Source organism: Thiomicrorhabdus sp. Kp2 (assembly GCF_000478585.1).
Lineage (GTDB): Bacteria > Pseudomonadota > Gammaproteobacteria > Thiomicrospirales > Thiomicrospiraceae > Thiomicrorhabdus.
Genome location: NZ_ARWI01000001.1, coordinates 971,301 through 987,400, shown reverse-complemented (window position 1 = coordinate 987,400; position 16,100 = coordinate 971,301). Strand labels below are relative to the sequence as shown.

Annotated in this window: 15 protein-coding genes and 2 tRNA genes; 8 read left to right on the top strand and 9 right to left on the bottom strand. The window is 39.8% G+C overall.

What is annotated here, in order from left to right:
- Window positions 1–9: 9 nt before the first annotated feature.
- Entirely contained in the window at window positions 10–1,299 is a 1,290-nt protein-coding gene (gene hemA, locus A379_RS04740; protein ID WP_040726191.1) for a glutamyl-tRNA reductase, read from the bottom strand.
- A 378-nt stretch (window positions 1,300–1,677) separates the two neighbouring features.
- On the opposite strand from hemA, the gene A379_RS04735 reads away from it, so the two are divergent.
- The 7 genes from A379_RS04735 to A379_RS04705 all read left to right on the top strand — a co-directional run bounded on the left by A379_RS04735 (window position 1,678) and on the right by A379_RS04705 (window position 8,045).
- Window positions 1,678–3,507, top strand: coding sequence for a tetratricopeptide repeat protein (locus tag A379_RS04735; RefSeq protein WP_157832343.1), 1,830 nt, complete (start codon window positions 1,678–1,680; stop codon window positions 3,505–3,507).
- Between the two features lie 104 nt (window positions 3,508–3,611).
- Window positions 3,612–3,686: transfer RNA gene (locus A379_RS04730), tRNA-Gln, on the top strand.
- A gap of 51 nt (window positions 3,687–3,737) precedes the next feature.
- Window positions 3,738–4,694, top strand: coding sequence for a ribose-phosphate pyrophosphokinase (locus A379_RS04725; RefSeq protein ID WP_040726187.1), 957 nt, complete (start codon window positions 3,738–3,740; stop codon window positions 4,692–4,694).
- Window positions 4,695–4,984: 290 nt separating this feature from the next.
- Window positions 4,985–5,569 (top strand): 50S ribosomal protein L25/general stress protein Ctc, encoded by a 585-nt coding sequence (locus A379_RS04720; RefSeq protein ID WP_040726186.1) that lies wholly within the window; start codon window positions 4,985–4,987, stop codon window positions 5,567–5,569.
- Between the two features lie 74 nt (window positions 5,570–5,643).
- Window positions 5,644–6,219 carry an aminoacyl-tRNA hydrolase gene (pth, locus tag A379_RS04715; RefSeq protein ID WP_040726184.1) on the top strand — a complete coding sequence of 192 codons (576 nt, stop codon included), beginning with the start codon at window positions 5,644–5,646 and terminating at the stop codon, window positions 6,217–6,219.
- Window positions 6,220–6,282: 63 nt separating this feature from the next.
- Window positions 6,283–7,374, top strand: a complete 1,092-nt coding sequence (gene ychF, locus A379_RS04710) for a redox-regulated ATPase YchF (protein WP_040726183.1) — start codon at window positions 6,283–6,285, stop codon at window positions 7,372–7,374.
- Window positions 7,375–7,968: 594 nt separating this feature from the next.
- A tRNA-Met gene (locus tag A379_RS04705) sits at window positions 7,969–8,045 on the top strand.
- 108 nt (window positions 8,046–8,153) lie between these two features.
- Here the strand turns inward: A379_RS04705 and A379_RS04700 are convergent.
- Window positions 8,154–8,783 (bottom strand): HPP family protein, encoded by a 630-nt coding sequence (locus A379_RS04700; RefSeq protein ID WP_040726181.1) that lies wholly within the window; start codon window positions 8,781–8,783, stop codon window positions 8,154–8,156.
- A 132-nt stretch (window positions 8,784–8,915) separates the two neighbouring features.
- Between A379_RS04700 and A379_RS04695 the strand changes: the two genes are divergently transcribed.
- Window positions 8,916–9,470, top strand: coding sequence for a hypothetical protein (locus A379_RS04695; RefSeq protein WP_157832342.1), 555 nt, complete (start codon window positions 8,916–8,918; stop codon window positions 9,468–9,470).
- A 59-nt stretch (window positions 9,471–9,529) separates the two neighbouring features.
- On the opposite strand, the gene A379_RS04690 is transcribed toward A379_RS04695, so the two are convergent.
- The 7 genes from A379_RS04690 to hslU form a co-directional block, all read right to left on the bottom strand.
- Entirely contained in the window at window positions 9,530–10,060 is a 531-nt protein-coding gene (locus A379_RS04690) for a thioredoxin fold domain-containing protein (protein WP_040726177.1), read from the bottom strand.
- A 35-nt stretch (window positions 10,061–10,095) separates the two neighbouring features.
- Entirely contained in the window at window positions 10,096–10,737 is a 642-nt protein-coding gene (locus A379_RS12610; protein WP_051145011.1) for a hypothetical protein, read from the bottom strand.
- Between the two features lie 35 nt (window positions 10,738–10,772).
- A complete protein-coding gene (gene ubiB / locus A379_RS04680; protein WP_040726175.1) occupies window positions 10,773–12,386 on the bottom strand; it encodes a ubiquinone biosynthesis regulatory protein kinase UbiB in 1,614 nt (537 codons plus the stop codon).
- Between the two features lie 25 nt (window positions 12,387–12,411).
- The gene (locus tag A379_RS12605; protein WP_051145010.1) at window positions 12,412–13,029 is read right to left on the bottom strand and encodes an SCP2 domain-containing protein; all 618 of its coding nucleotides are present in this window, start codon (window positions 13,027–13,029) and stop codon (window positions 12,412–12,414) included.
- A gap of 350 nt (window positions 13,030–13,379) precedes the next feature.
- Window positions 13,380–14,132 (bottom strand): bifunctional demethylmenaquinone methyltransferase/2-methoxy-6-polyprenyl-1,4-benzoquinol methylase UbiE, encoded by a 753-nt coding sequence (ubiE, locus tag A379_RS04670; protein WP_040726173.1) that lies wholly within the window; start codon window positions 14,130–14,132, stop codon window positions 13,380–13,382.
- 20 nt (window positions 14,133–14,152) lie between these two features.
- Entirely contained in the window at window positions 14,153–14,542 is a 390-nt protein-coding gene (locus tag A379_RS04665) for a gamma-butyrobetaine hydroxylase-like domain-containing protein (RefSeq protein WP_040726172.1), read from the bottom strand.
- A 28-nt stretch (window positions 14,543–14,570) separates the two neighbouring features.
- Window positions 14,571–15,890, bottom strand: coding sequence for an ATP-dependent protease ATPase subunit HslU (gene hslU / locus A379_RS04660; protein ID WP_040726170.1), 1,320 nt, complete (start codon window positions 15,888–15,890; stop codon window positions 14,571–14,573).
- Window positions 15,891–16,100 lie beyond the last annotated feature (210 nt).

The following is a 16,100-nucleotide window of genomic DNA, read 5'->3' as shown; positions in this document are numbered from 1 at the left end:
AACCAAAATTTAATGATTTGATTTGTTTAACGTTTTTGGCTCTTCTTCACAAATCAAAAGGGTTTCAGCGGCTTCGATTAAGGCTTTATTACCATTCATGCCAGCTTGGTTGAGTTGTTTGGTTGGGGTATGAATTAATCTATTAGTTAACTGATTGGCAAGGCGCTTGATAATCTCTTCAGCGTTTACCCCTTGCTCGAGTTGATGCAAAGCGTGGTCTAATGCCGCCTCTTTAATGTGTATAGACTGTTGACGATACGCTTGAATAACTGGTTTGATTTGTTGAGTGGCTTGAAGTTGTGTAACAAAATGTTGCGCTTGCAGCTCAATAATCTCTTCGGCTTCAAGTGCTGCGCTTTGGCGAGACTGCTTGCTGGTTTCAATAATCTCTTGCAGGTCATCCACGGTGTATAAGTAGACGTTATTTAAATCACCAATGCTCGCTTCAATGTCACGCGGTACGGCAATATCTACCATAAACATGGGGCGATTCTTACGCTTTTTTAAAGCCGTTTTAACGGAATCTTGTTTAAGAATGGCATCAGGGCTACCAGTAGAGCCAATAATAATATCGGCTTTGTGGAGGTGTGCGTCAATTTCATCGAGTTGGATTGCATAACCACCAACGCTTTCTGCCAGTTTATGAGCGCGTTCAAATGTACGATTGGCAATAATCATATTGCCAATATTGGTCTCTTTTAAATGGCGTGCAACCAGTTCAATAGTTTCACCAGCCCCTAGTAAAAGGGCTGTTTGCTCCGATAAGTCACCAAAAAATTGTTTAGAAAGCGAGACAGCCGAAAAGGCAACTGAAATAGGGCTGTTTCCAATCGCCGTATCAGTACGCACCTGTTTGACGGTTTTAAAAATATGTTGAAACAAGTTTTCTAAAACTTGATGAATGCTTGAGGCTTTATGGGCGTTATTATAGGCGTCTTTGATTTGACCAAAAATTTGCGGTTCACCGAGTACTAAAGAGTTTAGGCCGCTTGCCACTCGCATAATGTGCTTTACCGCTTCTAAATCATGATGCACATATAGGTAAGGAGAAAGGGACTTACTATCGAGTTCAAAAAAGTTGTGTAGCCAGTTGTGAATAGACTCTTCTAAGTGAGATTCTTTTAAAATACAGTAGATTTCAGTACGGTTACAGGTAGACAAAATTATGCATTCAGAAACCAACGCTTGTTGCTTGAGTTCTTCTATTGCTCTTAATGCCGATTCACTACTAAATGAAACTGTTTCACGGATATCGACAGGTGCCGTTTCGTGATTTACGCCAAGGGTACATAGTTTCATAAAATTTAAGGCTTTACCGTTACTTAGATTTGGCAGATGTTATCTACAACTAAAGAGGCGTAATTTTGCTAAAAAAACAGTGAAATTGCAAGTTTTTGGGGAGAAATTTCAATGAAATAATAATCTATTTTGCCAGTTTGAGCTTTGCTCTATGCTCTTAAATAATAACAAGATAGGCATGCTTATCTTATGAATGGGTAAAATGCTAGGTTAAATAATGCTCAAATAAAGTCTTTTTAGATCATCTAAAAGGCTAGATTTTCGCAAATCTGTTTATAAATGCCCTAGAATGAAACTTCTATTTCGTGGTGCTTTTTAAAAGAGATGCGTATCCGTGATTCTTCAAAGATTAAAGGAACTATTTAATTGAAGATGTTTATGAACCGTAACAAAACTAATAAAACTGAACAAGCTGATGTATTGAGCTTTTTTAGTACGGCTTGGTTGTTACCAGGCCTGGTAAGTGGTTTTTTACTGCTTTCAGGTTGTGGTCTAACCACGGCTATTAAAGATGAGTCAACAGCTCAAAATAGTGAAAAAGCCATAAGCAGTGATTCCAAATCTAACCGCAAAACGGTTGCGGCTGAAAACATTTCATTAGACTCAGGTTCTATGTTTGAGATTTTAGCCGCAGAGATGATGGTGCAAAAAGGTCAAGCAGCATCGGCATTTGAGGTTTTGTATCCACTGGCAGTTCAGACAAAAGATAAAGCCTTAGCGGAGCGGACTTTTCAGGTTGCTATGGCAAGCTACGATGTGACCAATATTGAGAAGGCAACACAGCATTGGAGAGAGGTTGATCCTGAATCTGCTGTGGCTTGGAGAGCTTCTTTTTTGCTTACATTAAGACACGAAAATATAAGTAAAGCCATAGAAGAGTGGGAAACTTATATTAAGTTATCAAACAATTCGCTTGCCGATGAGTTGATTAGTACAGCCAATAAAGTGGCATCAACTGTGCCTAAAAAGCCTGGAACCGAGTTTTTTCAAGCTTTAACACAAAAATATAAAGATGAATGGGCCGCTTATTATGGATTAGGAATGATATCAATTGTTTATCAAAATCCAGAAATAGGCATTGTTGCGCTTGAAAAAGCAAAACCTCTATTGCCAAAAGAGGATTATGAAAAATCTTTACCCATTTTTTATAATTTGCTGTCAAAGCTTTATTTAATGAGCGGTAATCCAGAGAGCGGTATCCGCGCCATAACCCCTTACTTAGACAGCTCGCCTGATGATCTATTAATTCAAGAGAGAGTGGCTCGCTTAGAGGTTCAGGCAAAACGCTATACGGATGCTAAGAATCGTTATGAATTTATACTAAAGTCAGAACCAGAGGCCTATACCTCTTTACTGTCGTTGGCTTTAATTCAAATGGAGCTGCAAGAGTATGAATCTGCAGAACAGAATTTGATTAAAGTGAAAGCAAATAAGCTTTATGAGTCCGTTGGTAACTACTACTTAGGTGTTTTGTACCAGGATAATGGTCGTAATGCTTTAGCAGAGCAGATGTTTAAAACAGTGACCGATGAGAACTATTCGCTTGACGCTCAGTTGCATTTGTCTGAAATATATTTTGCTGAAAAAAATACCCAAAAAGCTTTTGAAGTACTGAATAGTATTAGTGCTAAAACAGTAGAGGATCAAGTTAAGGTTTTGCGTGCTAAGGCGATTTTTACCAGTGCAGATGAAAAAAATCTTGAAGCCGTAACTCTCTATAGCAAAGCGTTAAGTTTGGATGAAAATAACGTTGAAATGTTAAAGGCTCAATCTTTACTGTTTTATAAACTAGAAAAATTTGACGACTATGAAGCCAACTTGTTAAGAGTGCTTAAAATTGATGGTAATGATACCGATGCATTGAATGCATTAGGTTATTACTATGTAGAACAAAAGATGAAGTTAGATCAAGCTTATGTTTTACTAAAAAAGGCTTTATCGATTCAACCAGAAAGTTATTATATTTTAGATAGTTTGGGTTGGTATTTTTATCAGGTAAACCAGTTTGACGAAGCCTTAAAGTATTTAAATATGGCTTTTGCCATTGAAAAGGATGATGAAGTGCTTATTCATCTCGTTACAGTCTATTGGCAGAATCAAGAAATCAATCGAGCAAAATCATTATGGAAAAAATATCATCAGAATTTTTTACAAAATGACAGAGTTCAGAATTTAATCAATGAGTTGGAATTAGGAAATACAAAGTAAGGTTGTGGGTTGTAAGTTTTTTTTCATAAAGTTTAAAATTTAGACTTGAACTTAATAGAAATAAATGGATAATACGCACCTGTCTTTAACGACAACGATATTAAAGGGCTGTAGCCAAGCGGTAAGGCATCTGGTTTTGATCCAGTGTACCGCAGGTTCGAATCCTGCCAGCCCTGCCAATATCCTACCGAATTCCCAAGTCATTTTTTCCTCGAACAGGAGCGCCTTAAATGGCTAACAAAAATGTCATGATCTTTGCGGGTAACGCAAACGTCAGTCTCGCTGAAAAAATCTCACAATATTTAGATATCCCATTAGGTAAAGCCGACGTAGGTCGTTTTAGTGATGGTGAAATCATGGTCGAGATTAAAGAATCCGTTCGTGGACAAGATGTCTATGTTCTGCAACCAACCTGTACCCCTGAACCAGCCGTAAATCTGATGGAAATGCTTGTGATGATTGATGCACTTAAACGTGCTTCAGCCGCTCGTATCACCGCTGTTATTCCTTATTACGGTTTTGCACGTCAAGATCGTCGTCCTTATTCAGCTCGTGTACCTATTACGGCACGTTTAGCGGCCGATATGATTACCGCAGCAGGGGCAGATCGTGTAGTCACGGTTGATTTACACTCGGATCAGATTCAAGGTTTCTTTAACGTTCCTGTAGATAATATCTACGGTTCTCCTCTTTTGGTAGAGGATATGCAACAGAATTACAATCTGGATAATGTCACGATTGTTTCACCTGATATGGGTGGAGTGGTTCGAGCAAGAGCCGTTGCAAAAGCCATTAATGCCGATATGGCCATTATCGATAAACGTCGTCCTAAAGCCAATGTGGCTCAAGTGATGAATATTATTGGTGATATTGAAGGCCATGATTGTATCATTGTCGATGATATGGTGGATACAGCGGGCACATTATGTAAAGCGGCTGCTGCTTTAATGGAGCGTGGTGCTAAAAGTGTTTCAGCTTATGTTGTTCACGCTGTATTGTCAGGGCCTGCCGTTGAAAATATTGAAGGTTCAGTCTTAAAAGAAGTGGTTGTAACCGATTCAATTCCTGAAAGTGCTGAAGCTAAATCTTGTTCAAAAATTCGTCGTGTATCTATTTCAAAGATGCTGGGTGAAACAATACGTCGCGTAAACTTAGAAGAGTCAGTGACGGCCTTAATGAAGCATTAACTTTAAGCTGCTACGTTTATAAAAAGCACTCTTTAAGAGTGCTTTTTTAGTTTATGGGGTTTACTCCTGTATAAAGCCGCCCTAATTAACTGGATTTCTCATTTGTTTCTGCCTGAAAAGACAATATAAAAATGCAGAAAAAGAGTGGTAAATTATTGAGTTTTAAGTATAATGCTCGCTTCCCTCATGTTTGGTCGCGGACATGAGATGTTTTAATTTAGTAGTTTTTAGGCTTTGACAGCCGACCATATTAAAAGTGTTACAAAAACTACGATATTTGGAGAAATCAAATGAGCCAAAATTGGACAGCAGAAATCCGTACAGAAGAAGGGAAAGGTGCGAGCCGCCGCCTTCGTAATACGGGTAAAGTACCAGCAATTATCTATGGTGCTGGTAAAGATGCAGTATCTGTATCATTTTCAGGAAACTTCATTAAGAAGGCTTTCCAAAACAACGATAACTTTAACTCTGTATTAACAGTAGATGTTACTGGTGGTGAATCTGAGTCTTGTGTTGTTAAAGACATTCAGCGTCATCCTTCTACAGGTGAAGTATCACACATCGATTTACAACGTGCAGGTGCTAACAACAAACTAACTAAGAAAGTTCCATTGAACTTTGTTGGTCAAGCTAAGTCACCAGGTGTTAAATTGGGTGGTCTAATGTCTTTCTTACAAGCAACGGTTGAAGTTAGCTGTTTAGCTAAAGACCTACCTACTAAGATTGACGTAGATGTTTCAGCAATGAATGCTGGTACAAGTATGCGTCTTTCTCAGTTAGTTATGCCAGAAGGTGTTATCTTAACTGCCTTATCTCACGGTAATGCAGATTATGACCAAGCGGTTGTAAACATTGGTGCACCTAAGCGTAAGTAAAGCTTAATAACTATTTGGTTTGGCTTGCTAAGCCAAATACGCGTTATTCAATACTGTAAAAGAGAGCCGGCGTTATGTCATCTGTTCAATTAATTGTTGGTCTGGGAAATCCAGGCGATAAATATGAGCAGACCCGACATAACGCCGGTTTTTGGTTTGTGGACGAAGTTGCTAGACAATACGGTGTAGAGTTTCGTCCAGAAACCAAGTTTCTTGGATTAGCGGCACGGGTTCAATCAAACGGATTAGACTTTTGGTTACTTAAACCAACCACCTTTATGAACCGAAGTGGTCAGTCTATTCAAGCGCTGGCAAAGTTTTATAAAATTCCAGTCGAATCCATTCTTGTAGCCCATGATGAACTTGATTTACCAACAGGTACAGCAAAACTCAAAGTCGGCGGTGGCCATGGTGGGCACAATGGGCTGCGCGATACCATTGCTGCAATGGGCAAAGAGTTTATGCGTTTACGATTAGGTGTCGGTCATCCAGGTCATAAAGACCTAGTGGTGGATTATGTGCTTAAAAATCCATCTAAGACCGATCGACAACTGATTGATGACGCCAGTTATGAAGCCACTCGTGTTGTACCTGATCTAGTGAAAGGTGATCTTGCTAAAGCGATGCAAGAATTGCATACAAAACCATAATGTTATCAAACCGTTTCTAAATAAAAATTTATTACTAATTATTCCGTTTTCAGGAGACACAGCATGGCAATTAAATGCGGTATCGTAGGCTTACCCAACGTTGGTAAATCTACTCTATTTAATGCATTAACTAATGCAGGTATTGAATCAGCAAACTATCCGTTTTGTACTATAGAGCCAAACGTTGGTGTTGTTCCCGTTCCAGATGAACGTGAAGCCGCGCTAGCCGCCATTGTTAATCCTGAAAGAACACTTTCAGCAACCGTTGATTTTATGGATATTGCAGGCCTGGTAGAAGGGGCTTCTAAAGGTGAGGGGCTTGGTAACAAGTTCTTAGCAAATATCCGTGAAACAGATGCAATTGTGCAAGTTGTTCGTTGTTTTGAAAATGACGATATCGTTCACGTTGCAGGGAAGGTTGACCCAATTTCTGATATTGAAATCATCAATATGGAACTGATTTTTGCCGATATGGAATCGATTGAAAAAGCGATTCAAAAAGTACAGCGTATTGCCAAAAGTGGTGACAAAGAAGCGACGGCTCGAATGGTCATTCTACAAAAAGTCTTAAAAGAGCTAGAAGAAGGCAAATTGGTTCGCTTAATGGGTTTATCGGATGATGAACTTAAAGAATTAAGAGATTTACACCTACTAACCGTTAAGCCAATGATGTACATCGCCAATGTCAATGAAGATGGTTTTGAAAACAACCCTCTACTCGATTCTGTAAAAACTTTGGCTGATGAACAAAATGCAATTGTGGTCGCGATTTGTGCCTCATTAGAAGAAGAAATTGCCCAGTTAGACGACGAAGACAAAGCGGATTTTTTAGAAGAAATGGGGCAAGATGAACCAGGTCTAAATCGTGTTATTCGTGCGGGTTATGAGCTTTTAGGATTACAAACTTACTTCACAGCGGGTGTAAAAGAAGTTCGTGCCTGGACAGTGAAAAAGGGCGCAACCGCTCCACAAGCCGCAGGTGTCATTCATACCGACTTCGAAAAAGGGTTTATCCGTGCCGAAGTTACAGCCTATCAAGACTTTGTTGATAACAAAGGTGATGCAGGGGCAAAAGCCGCAGGTAAACAGCGTTTAGAAGGTAAAGAATATATTGTGCAAGACGGGGATGTCATGCATTTCCGCTTCAACGTCTAAAATTTAGTTTTATTACTTCCTAAGCAGGCACTATTCTGCGTTAAGAAAATGATCACTTACAATTGTAAGCTCACATTTTCTACCTTGCCTAGCACCGGCTTAGAAAGTAATAAATTTTAAATTTGAATTTTCACTATTCTTGAAAGCTTGAGGTAAGCCAATACTGCGTTAGAAAATCATCACTTACACTTGTAAGCTCAAATTTTCTGCCTTGTCTTGAGCGACTTCAAGCTCCCAATAACAGCAAAATTGGGTTTGATAAATTAAAGGCCCTTTGGTTTTATTGTTTCCTAAACAGGCACTATTCTGCGTTAAGGAAATGCTCACTTACAATTCGTAAGCTCCCATCTCCTACCTTGCCTTGCACCTACTTAGAAAGCAATAAACTCTAAATTTAAATTTTTACTCTTCTTGAGTTACCTCAAGCTTCCAATAACCGCAAAATTGGATTTGATACATTAAAGGCTCTTTTATTTTATGACCGTAATTTACCAGGCCTGGTAAAAACACAAGAGACTCTGTAAAAAAAGTGTCAAATAGTCACTTGATTAGGTTGACATATTTCCCCTAGGTTTTATAATACGCGCACATTTTGGCTACATAGCTCAGCTGGTTAGAGCACATCACTCATAATGATGGGGTCCCAGGTTCAAATCCCGGTGTAGCCACCATATTTTAAAACCCGCTTTCATGGATTTGAAAGCGGGTTTTTTTGTGTCTATTCAATTTACCCAGGCCTGGTTAGTTATTGTTGTTGCTTTACTTTAAACTCGGCGTTATTAGCTCCATAGGCTGAGCGGTGGATCATTTAGCATCGCTTTGAGTAGGTCGCTACGGGTTACTATGCCGACTAGGTGGTCTTGTTGGTTTACAATGGGTACGGCGGTCACGTCGTAGTCGAGCATGACACTGGCGATTCGTCTTACGTCTGATATTGGGTCAGCCGTTATCACTTCTGATGACATGGCGTCTTGTACGGTTTTGTTTTTTACAAATGAGATTTGGTCGCCATCTTCGATAATATAGGCCAAAAGGTCTCTAATGGTGACTAGCCCAATAAGTTGCATTTGATGTGTGCTAACGGGCATTTGATTGACTTGATGGGTCTTAAAGAGGTGGTAGGCCTCTTGGATAGGCGTTTCTGGTGGGAGTGTTGTGACGGGGTGATTCATTACTTGGTAGGCATGAAAGATTTGTGTTCTTTCATTGGCATGTAACATTTTTCTGTAGGCGTCTATTCCTTGAGAATTGATTTTTTCAGTAGCGGTGCCTTGAATAATGACGGTTTCATCTTGGGCGATATTTTGGTGAAAGTCCGCTTGTTGATTTTTATGAGGTGAGTGGACTTTTTTTAATTTCTCAAGGTTATCTCTAAAACGTCGACCTTCAATGTTGTATATTGCAAACATAGCTACCACCTAAATTGTTGTGTACTAGTGAGATTTATTTTAATCGATTATTTAACAGGTCTGTTTTTTATATATGCATGTGTTTGCTTGTAGGTTTGTTATGATATTTTCTTTAATTTTGGAATGATTGTTGTGAATAGATTGCGATTGGCTTTAGTGTGTTTTTTATCTTTTCAAAGTTACCAGGCCTGGTCATATGCAGAACCTTGTCAATTAGTTGCACAAATGGCGGGTAATCAGGAATATAAGCCGCAATCAATGCGTGTTGCGAGTATGACAACGCCTAGCGCAATGCCTAAGGAGTGGCAGTTATCTTTATTAGAGAATCATGGTGCTTGGTATGTTTATCAAACAGCTACTTCTTGGTTTACTAAAGAGACGTGCGCACCTTTTAAAAAGGGTTTGCCCTCAAGTGAACTGTTTATAGAGTTTATGCCTGTTTTATTAAATAAACAGACTGGGCATAATGCCGTTATTACGGGTACTTTTATTATTAAAACCTATCGTAAAAATGATTTAAAAAAGGTAATTAATCGTTACCAATTTAAAGCGTTAAGTCCATTACCTAATCCGCAGTCAATGATTGTAGATGTTAAGCCAACCGATTCTTACGATTTATTGATTCAAGCCCTGGATAGAGATAAAGATGTGATTTTAGCGTTACCCTTATTAAGTGAACCCCGTTAAAAACGGCATTAATAAAAAGGCCTCAATTGAGGCCTGTTTACTTAGAACAAAAGTGTTGGTTAATATTTAATTTTACTTTCTTCAACCATTTTGTAGATGTCCAAACGTTTTTCATTACCAAGGGCTTTAAGACCTTGGTTAATGGCTTTTTCTAAGTTACCTGGGTAAAACTCTTCTAAAGTTAAGCCAAGAATAGGTTCGGCAATCAGCTCGCCTTGTGAGTTGTATACGTAGGTTGTTGGTGCAACAATGACCTTTTGCGATGGGGCAAAGGTTTTCATCTCTATATCGTTACCTGAAAAATCTTTCATTTGCCAATGCGCTTTGTCCATAATGATTTGTCTAAACTCGGCGTAGTTTTCAATATTGGTGGTTTCTAGCAGAGGATGAAGAATATTCTCTTCAAGCTTTTTACAGTAGTTACACCAGGTTGCGGTAAAGAAAACCACAACAGGGATATTGTGTTTTTCAGCGGTTTTAGCGGTTTTTTGCAAATCAACAGCAAGCGGTAAAATTTCGCCAGCTTGGCTATTTGATACAGGCAGTAATAAAGCTAAAGTTAAACTTAAGCCTAAGATTTTAGTGCGCATGCCTTATTTCCTTGTTTGAGTAATTGCTTAGGGTATTAATAGTGACGTCTTCTTAGATTACAACTGCTTCCCATCTCTTTTACAAAAAAAGTCATGTTTTTTAAACGCTCATAAGAGCCATGTAGGTTTTTTTCATAGTTGCTTCCACAGCTCCAGTTTCCGTCACGTAATAGTGCGATACGTTTGCTAGAGTTATAGTTTGGGTTATCCAGAAAAAGGTAGATTGCATTGCCGTTCATGCTGTACTGCAAATAGATGGTTTCTGTTGAATTGTAATGTTTTTTGGGGTCTTCAAGAGCCAATTCGATTTTTTTGGTTTCACCACGGGCAATTTCATAACTGTCTTCAAGTACTCTTTTGACCGTTTTGCCGTAAGAATAGCTTCCACCGAGGATGTTAATCATCATAACATTACCATTTGTTGGGTCGCTGTAGAGACGATCTAAACGCTCTCTTTCAACCATCTCTTGTTGGAGTTGCAGCTTGCGTTCTTCAGCTGCCGTTTTCATGCGAATCGCTCTTTGCTCTTCTTCATACTGCTGTTGTTTTAATAACAGGGCTTGGCGTTCTTCTGGGGTGATAGATTTCCATTGTTCTTCACTCATGCCAAGCGGGTAAGAGCTAGCGCATGCGGTTAATAGGCTCAAGACAGTAATGATGAATAACAGTTTTTTCATGAACATTCCTCTGCGTACAACGGCAAAATAGTGGATTATTTTTTGATTAAAAACAATCCACCCGTAATCAGTAAACCAAGTTGAATCCAATCCTGATAGCTAGATTCAATGGGGAGTAACAGACCAAATAAAATCAATACAAAACCAATGGCTCTTTGACGCTGTTGGCGATTTTGTTGTTGTAGTTGTGCCTCAATTTTGGCAATCTGCTGTGATTGAATACTCAACCCTTGATGTGATAGCTTATTTAACGTGCTATATACCAGGCCTGGTATCTCTGGGGCTTGTTCCATCCAGAATGGCAAATTACTTTTGATTTTTTTGGCTAAGCCTTTTGGTCCTACACGTTCTTGCATCCAATCTTCTAAAAACGGTTTTGCGGTATCCCAAAGGTCTAACTCATCATCTAGCTGGCGGCCTAAACCTTCAATATTTAGTAAGGTTTTTTGCAGTAATACCAGTTGAGGTTGTACTTCCATGCCAAAGCGACGCGCTGTTTGAAACAGACGCATTAACACTAAACCAAAAGAGATCTCTTTAAGCGGGCGATCCCAAATAGGTTCGCATACTGAACGAATGGCAGATTCTAATTCATTTACACGGGTGTCTCTTGGCACCCATTCCGATTCAATATGCAGTTCAGAAACACGTAAATAATCGCGGTTAAAGAAGGCTAAAAAGTTCTCGGCCAAATAACGTTGATCTTCAGGGGTTAGGGTGCCCATAATCCCAAAATCAATCGCGGCATAACGTCCGTCTGGTAAAACAAAGATATTTCCAGGGTGCATGTCCGCGTGGAAGAAGTTGTGTTTGAATACCTGGGTAAAGAAGATAATCACACCCTTGGCGCTTAAGTCAGTTAAATCGATGCCAGCTTCAATCAGCTTTTCGGTTTCACTAATACGAATCCCACGAATGCGCTCCATGGTCATCACGCTTTCAGAGGTGTGTGACCAATAGACTTCAGGTACATATAAAAGTTCTGAACCTTCAAAGTTACGCTTTAATTGGCCAGCATTCGCCGCCTCACGAATCATATCGAGTTCGTCTAAAATGGTTTTTTCAAACTCAGCCACCACTTCAACAGGGTGTAGGCGGCGTGCAATTTTAACGGCGGCTTCTAAAAGCTTAGCTAAGCTAAACATAATCGCCACATCTTGTTCAATCACCGGTTTGATGTCTGGACGAACGACTTTAACCACCACTTCTGTGCCTGAGTGCAAAGTGGCTTCATGTACTTGGGCAATAGAAGCAGACGCCATTGGCACCGGATTGAATGTCGCAAACGCTTCTTCAACCGATTGTTTTAGCCCTTTTTCAATCAGTTGCAATGAGTGAGTTTCATCAAAAGGAGGGCAATCATCTTGTAGTTTGGCTAATTCAAGAGAAATATCGTGAGGTAGTAAATCTTTACGGGTTGATAAGGCTTGGCCAAGTTTAATAAAAATAGGGCCTAACTCTTCTAAAGATAGGCGAATACGTTCTCCACGTGAAGCATTTGAGCCTGTACGCCAGTTCCATGGAAAGATTTTATTAAGAATAATTAGCCACGCGTATTTGGTATCGGTCAAAATCATTTTGTCGATTTGGTAGTGTGTCAACACTCGGTTGATTTTGATAATGCGGGCGAGTTTTTTAAATAGCTTCATGGAATTTATATCTTATAAGAAGTGGTTATTGTGATTGTTTAGTGTGGTTTACTAGCGCTTGAATACGTTCAGCCATTTTTTCAATATCGCGGCTAATTTGCTCTACGTCTTTCACAAAATGCTCTACTTGGTTGCGAGTAGGTAGGGTATTGATTTCAAACTGTAAGTATTCACGAATGGTATCGCCTGCATAAGCTTTGGCGGTCTGCTTACGTTCAAGAAAAGAACGAATGCCATGCCCAACCTTAAAAGCCACTAAATCGCCTGTGTAATGCGAGAGATGTTCTTCCCAATCAATTTCAAGATGGCTAAGTGCTTCAATAAACTCATTACCAATGGTTTTATCGCCAGCGGTAACTTCTGCTTTAAGGTTATGGCTAAATGGCAGAGCAATCCACTCAGAAATATCACTTTTTAACGTGGCATCCGCTTCACCATTTAATTCACGCTGCATGGCAATTTGCTTTTGGTTGATTAAGCAAAACAGTGGCTGAGTAAATGGGGTAATCATCAACTCAATCACTTTGCCATCCAGAGACTCAAAAACACGCCCGTGCTCTTCATCCAAATGAATTGCCGTATTTATCGCTAATTCAAGTGATTTAGAAAAACTCAAATCTACCAGGCCTGGTTGTTTATTCATGACATAAATCCAATCTTAAATTTGATAAAGATAAGTGTAATTAATTTAATGGTTTTAGTTAATTTAGAGGGTCGTAAAGTGCGTTAATCCAACTAATTAACTAATATATCGGTTTTAGGCAATTTAGAAGTTCTTAAAGTGCACTAGGTCAAGGAAGTGAGAAGGAGTTTACAAATGTAAACGACCGAACACTGACAGACCTACTTAATGATTTTTCTAAATTTTCTATTTAGCTAGTTCATAGCGTTCTGAGTGGTACTAAATCAAGGAAAAATAAGGGAGTGTACAAATCGTACATGACCGTTTTTGACGATGAGTTAGCACTGCTCAGGGTGCTATGAACAGCTAAATCAAAACTTCCAGGCACGGTGTAGTGCGACGATCCCCTCGTTCATGTTAATGTACTCCGCCTTATCAAACCCCGCATCTAACATCATCTGCTTAAGGGTTTCTTGGTCTGGGTGCATACGAATCGATTCGGCTAAATATTGATAACTGGCTTCATCATCAGCAATCACTTTGCCCATTTTTGGCAAAATATTGAATGAATAAAAATCATAAAACTTGGCTAAAAGTGGCTGAGTGACTTTAGAGAACTCAAGCACCATGAGTTGTCCACCAGGCTTTAATACACGGTATAACTCTTCAAGTGCTTTATCTTTATTGGTGACGTTACGCAAACCAAAAGCGATGGTGGCGACATCAAAAGTGTTATCTGGAAACCCTAAGGCTTCAGCATTGGTAATGGTGTAGTCCACATTGCCTGCAATACCTTCATTGATTAAACGGTCACGACCGACACGCACCATACTTTCGTTAATATCCGCTAATACTACCTGGCCAGTGCTTCCTACTCGTTTAGCAAACGCCTTGGTCAAGTCACCTGTTCCACCCGCTAAATCCAACACGGTATTGCCAGGGCGAACACCACTTAATTCAATGGTTTTGCGTTTCCATAAACGGTGAATCCCCATCGACATCACATCATTCATAATGTCGTAGTTACCTGCTACTGAGTCAAATACGCCTTTGACCTTTTTGACTTTTTCTTCTAGCGGAACTTCCGTAAATCCAAAATCGATGGTGTTTTTATTTTGACTCATAACCGAACCTTTTGATTCATTTAATCCGTTGATTTAATGCTTTGCTTTAATTTTTCTAACTCTGGGTGAGTGTGCCCAGCACGCATGACTCGACGTAAATAATCGACCCAATAATCTTGTTGGTTTTTGCCTAAATCGTATAGGCGTTCCCAAGTGTACAGGCCTGTATCGTGACCATCATCAAAGTGCAACTTTACCGCGTAATTCCCTACTGGGGTAATATCGACAATATTTACACCTTGCTTGTCCAATTGCAAGACCTCTTGGCCTGGAGCATGCCCTGTAACCTCAGCCGATTGGGAGTAAACTCGCAAAAACTCACAGCTAAAGGTAAAAGTTTCACCCGTATCAAAAGCCACTTCTAAGGCTTTTGATTTTTGATGCAGTTTGATATCGGTTGGATGTGGCATGGTTAACTCAATTGATCGTGAAGTCTATTTACAGAATGTATTGTGATAAATCTTGGTCAACCGCCAGTTCACCTAAACGATCATCTACCATAGCGGCATTCACTACAACTTGTGCACCAGACATGGTCGGCGCTTCAAAAGAGACATCCTCTAATAAACGCTCTAATACCGTGTGTAAACGACGTGCACCAATGTTTTCTGTGCTTTCATTTACCTGGTAGGCAATTTCAGCCAAACGCTGAATCCCATCTTCGGTAAAACTTAAATCCACCCCTTCAGTTTTCAGAAGGGCGATGGCTTGAGTGGTTAAAGCCGCTTTTGGCTCAGTCAGAATTCGTACAAAGTCTTCAACACGTAACGATTTTAACTCCACTCGAATCGGCAAACGACCTTGTAGTTCAGGAATTAAATCAGATGGTTTGGCTAAGTGAAATGCACCTGAGGCAATAAACAGAATATGGTCGGTTTTAATCATGCCGTATTTGGTTGAGATGGTGCTACCTTCAATTAACGGCAGTAAATCACGTTGCACACCTTCACGAGAAACGTCACCACCGCCAGCGTCTTGACGTTTAGCCACCTTATCAATCTCATCAATAAAGACAATACCGTTTTGCTCTACGTTTTCAATCGCTTGAGTTTTAATTTCTTCTTCATTGATTAAACGTTGTGCTTCTTCTTCCGTTAGCGCTTTTAAGGCTTTTTTAATAGGCAGTTTACGTTTCTCTTTTTTGCCCTTACCAAGGCCTTCAAACATGCCTTGCAGTTGTTGAGTCATCTCTTCCATGCCTGGCGCACCTAAGATTTCAACGTGTGCAGGTGTGGCAGAAAGGTCTAATTCAATTTCCTTGTCATCCAGGTCGCCTTCACGTAAACGTTTACGAAACTTTTGACGAGTCTCAGACATATTGTCATAACTCTCTTCTTCACGACCACGAGCAGGCGGAAGTAGAATATCTAAAATACGCTCTTCGGCTTTGTCTTCTGCCTGACGTTGCACATTTTGCATGGCGTTCTCACGCGTCATTTTTACCGCACTTTCCGCGAGGTCTCGAATAATAGAATCCACATCACGACCCACATAACCCACTTCGGTAAACTTGGTGGCTTCAATCTTTAAGAATGGTGCATTAGCCAGTTTAGCTAAACGGCGTGCAATTTCAGTTTTACCAACACCCGTTGGACCAATCATTAAAATGTTTTTTGGAGTGACTTCTGAACGTAAATCATCACCAAGTTGACTGCGTCTCCAGCGGTTTCTAAGCGCAATAGCCACGGCTCTTTTCGCGTCAGCTTGGCCAACAATGTGAGAATCTAAACTGTGAACGATTTCTTTTGGTGTCATCATCAAAAAATGGTCCTTAAACAAATATATAAAATAAAGAAGCATTATAAAGGAAAAGTGCCTGCTTTGTGTGCAGATGGTTGGTTGATTCGCGTCATAGGGCATAACGCAACAGGTTTGTTTACCTGTTTATGTGGTTGGCTTATGTTTAAGGACAGCTCAAAGGCATGCTAGCCGATTTAAATTGGATTTTAAATGGGGTCAGAGTAAAGT

Excerpts from the sequence above, each read along its gene's own strand:
- hemA (WP_040726191.1), bottom strand. The coding sequence starts at position 1,299 with ATGAAACTATGTACCCTTGGCGTAAATCACGAAACGGCACCTGTCGAT.
- A379_RS04735 (WP_157832343.1), top strand. The coding sequence starts at position 1,678 with ATGAACCGTAACAAAACTAATAAAACTGAACAAGCTGATGTATTGAGC.
- A379_RS04725 (WP_040726187.1), top strand. The coding sequence starts at position 3,738 with ATGGCTAACAAAAATGTCATGATCTTTGCGGGTAACGCAAACGTCAGT.
- A379_RS04720 (WP_040726186.1), top strand. The coding sequence starts at position 4,985 with ATGAGCCAAAATTGGACAGCAGAAATCCGTACAGAAGAAGGGAAAGGT.
- pth (WP_040726184.1), top strand. The coding sequence starts at position 5,644 with ATGTCATCTGTTCAATTAATTGTTGGTCTGGGAAATCCAGGCGATAAA.
- ychF (WP_040726183.1), top strand. The coding sequence starts at position 6,283 with ATGGCAATTAAATGCGGTATCGTAGGCTTACCCAACGTTGGTAAATCT.
- A379_RS04700 (WP_040726181.1), bottom strand. The coding sequence starts at position 8,783 with ATGTTTGCAATATACAACATTGAAGGTCGACGTTTTAGAGATAACCTT.
- A379_RS04690 (WP_040726177.1), bottom strand. The coding sequence starts at position 10,060 with ATGCGCACTAAAATCTTAGGCTTAAGTTTAACTTTAGCTTTATTACTG.
- A379_RS12610 (WP_051145011.1), bottom strand. The coding sequence starts at position 10,737 with ATGAAAAAACTGTTATTCATCATTACTGTCTTGAGCCTATTAACCGCA.
- ubiB (WP_040726175.1), bottom strand. The coding sequence starts at position 12,386 with ATGAAGCTATTTAAAAAACTCGCCCGCATTATCAAAATCAACCGAGTG.
- A379_RS12605 (WP_051145010.1), bottom strand. The coding sequence starts at position 13,029 with ATGAATAAACAACCAGGCCTGGTAGATTTGAGTTTTTCTAAATCACTT.
- ubiE (WP_040726173.1), bottom strand. The coding sequence starts at position 14,132 with ATGAGTCAAAATAAAAACACCATCGATTTTGGATTTACGGAAGTTCCG.
- A379_RS04665 (WP_040726172.1), bottom strand. The coding sequence starts at position 14,542 with ATGCCACATCCAACCGATATCAAACTGCATCAAAAATCAAAAGCCTTA.
- hslU (WP_040726170.1), bottom strand. The coding sequence starts at position 15,890 with ATGATGACACCAAAAGAAATCGTTCACAGTTTAGATTCTCACATTGTT.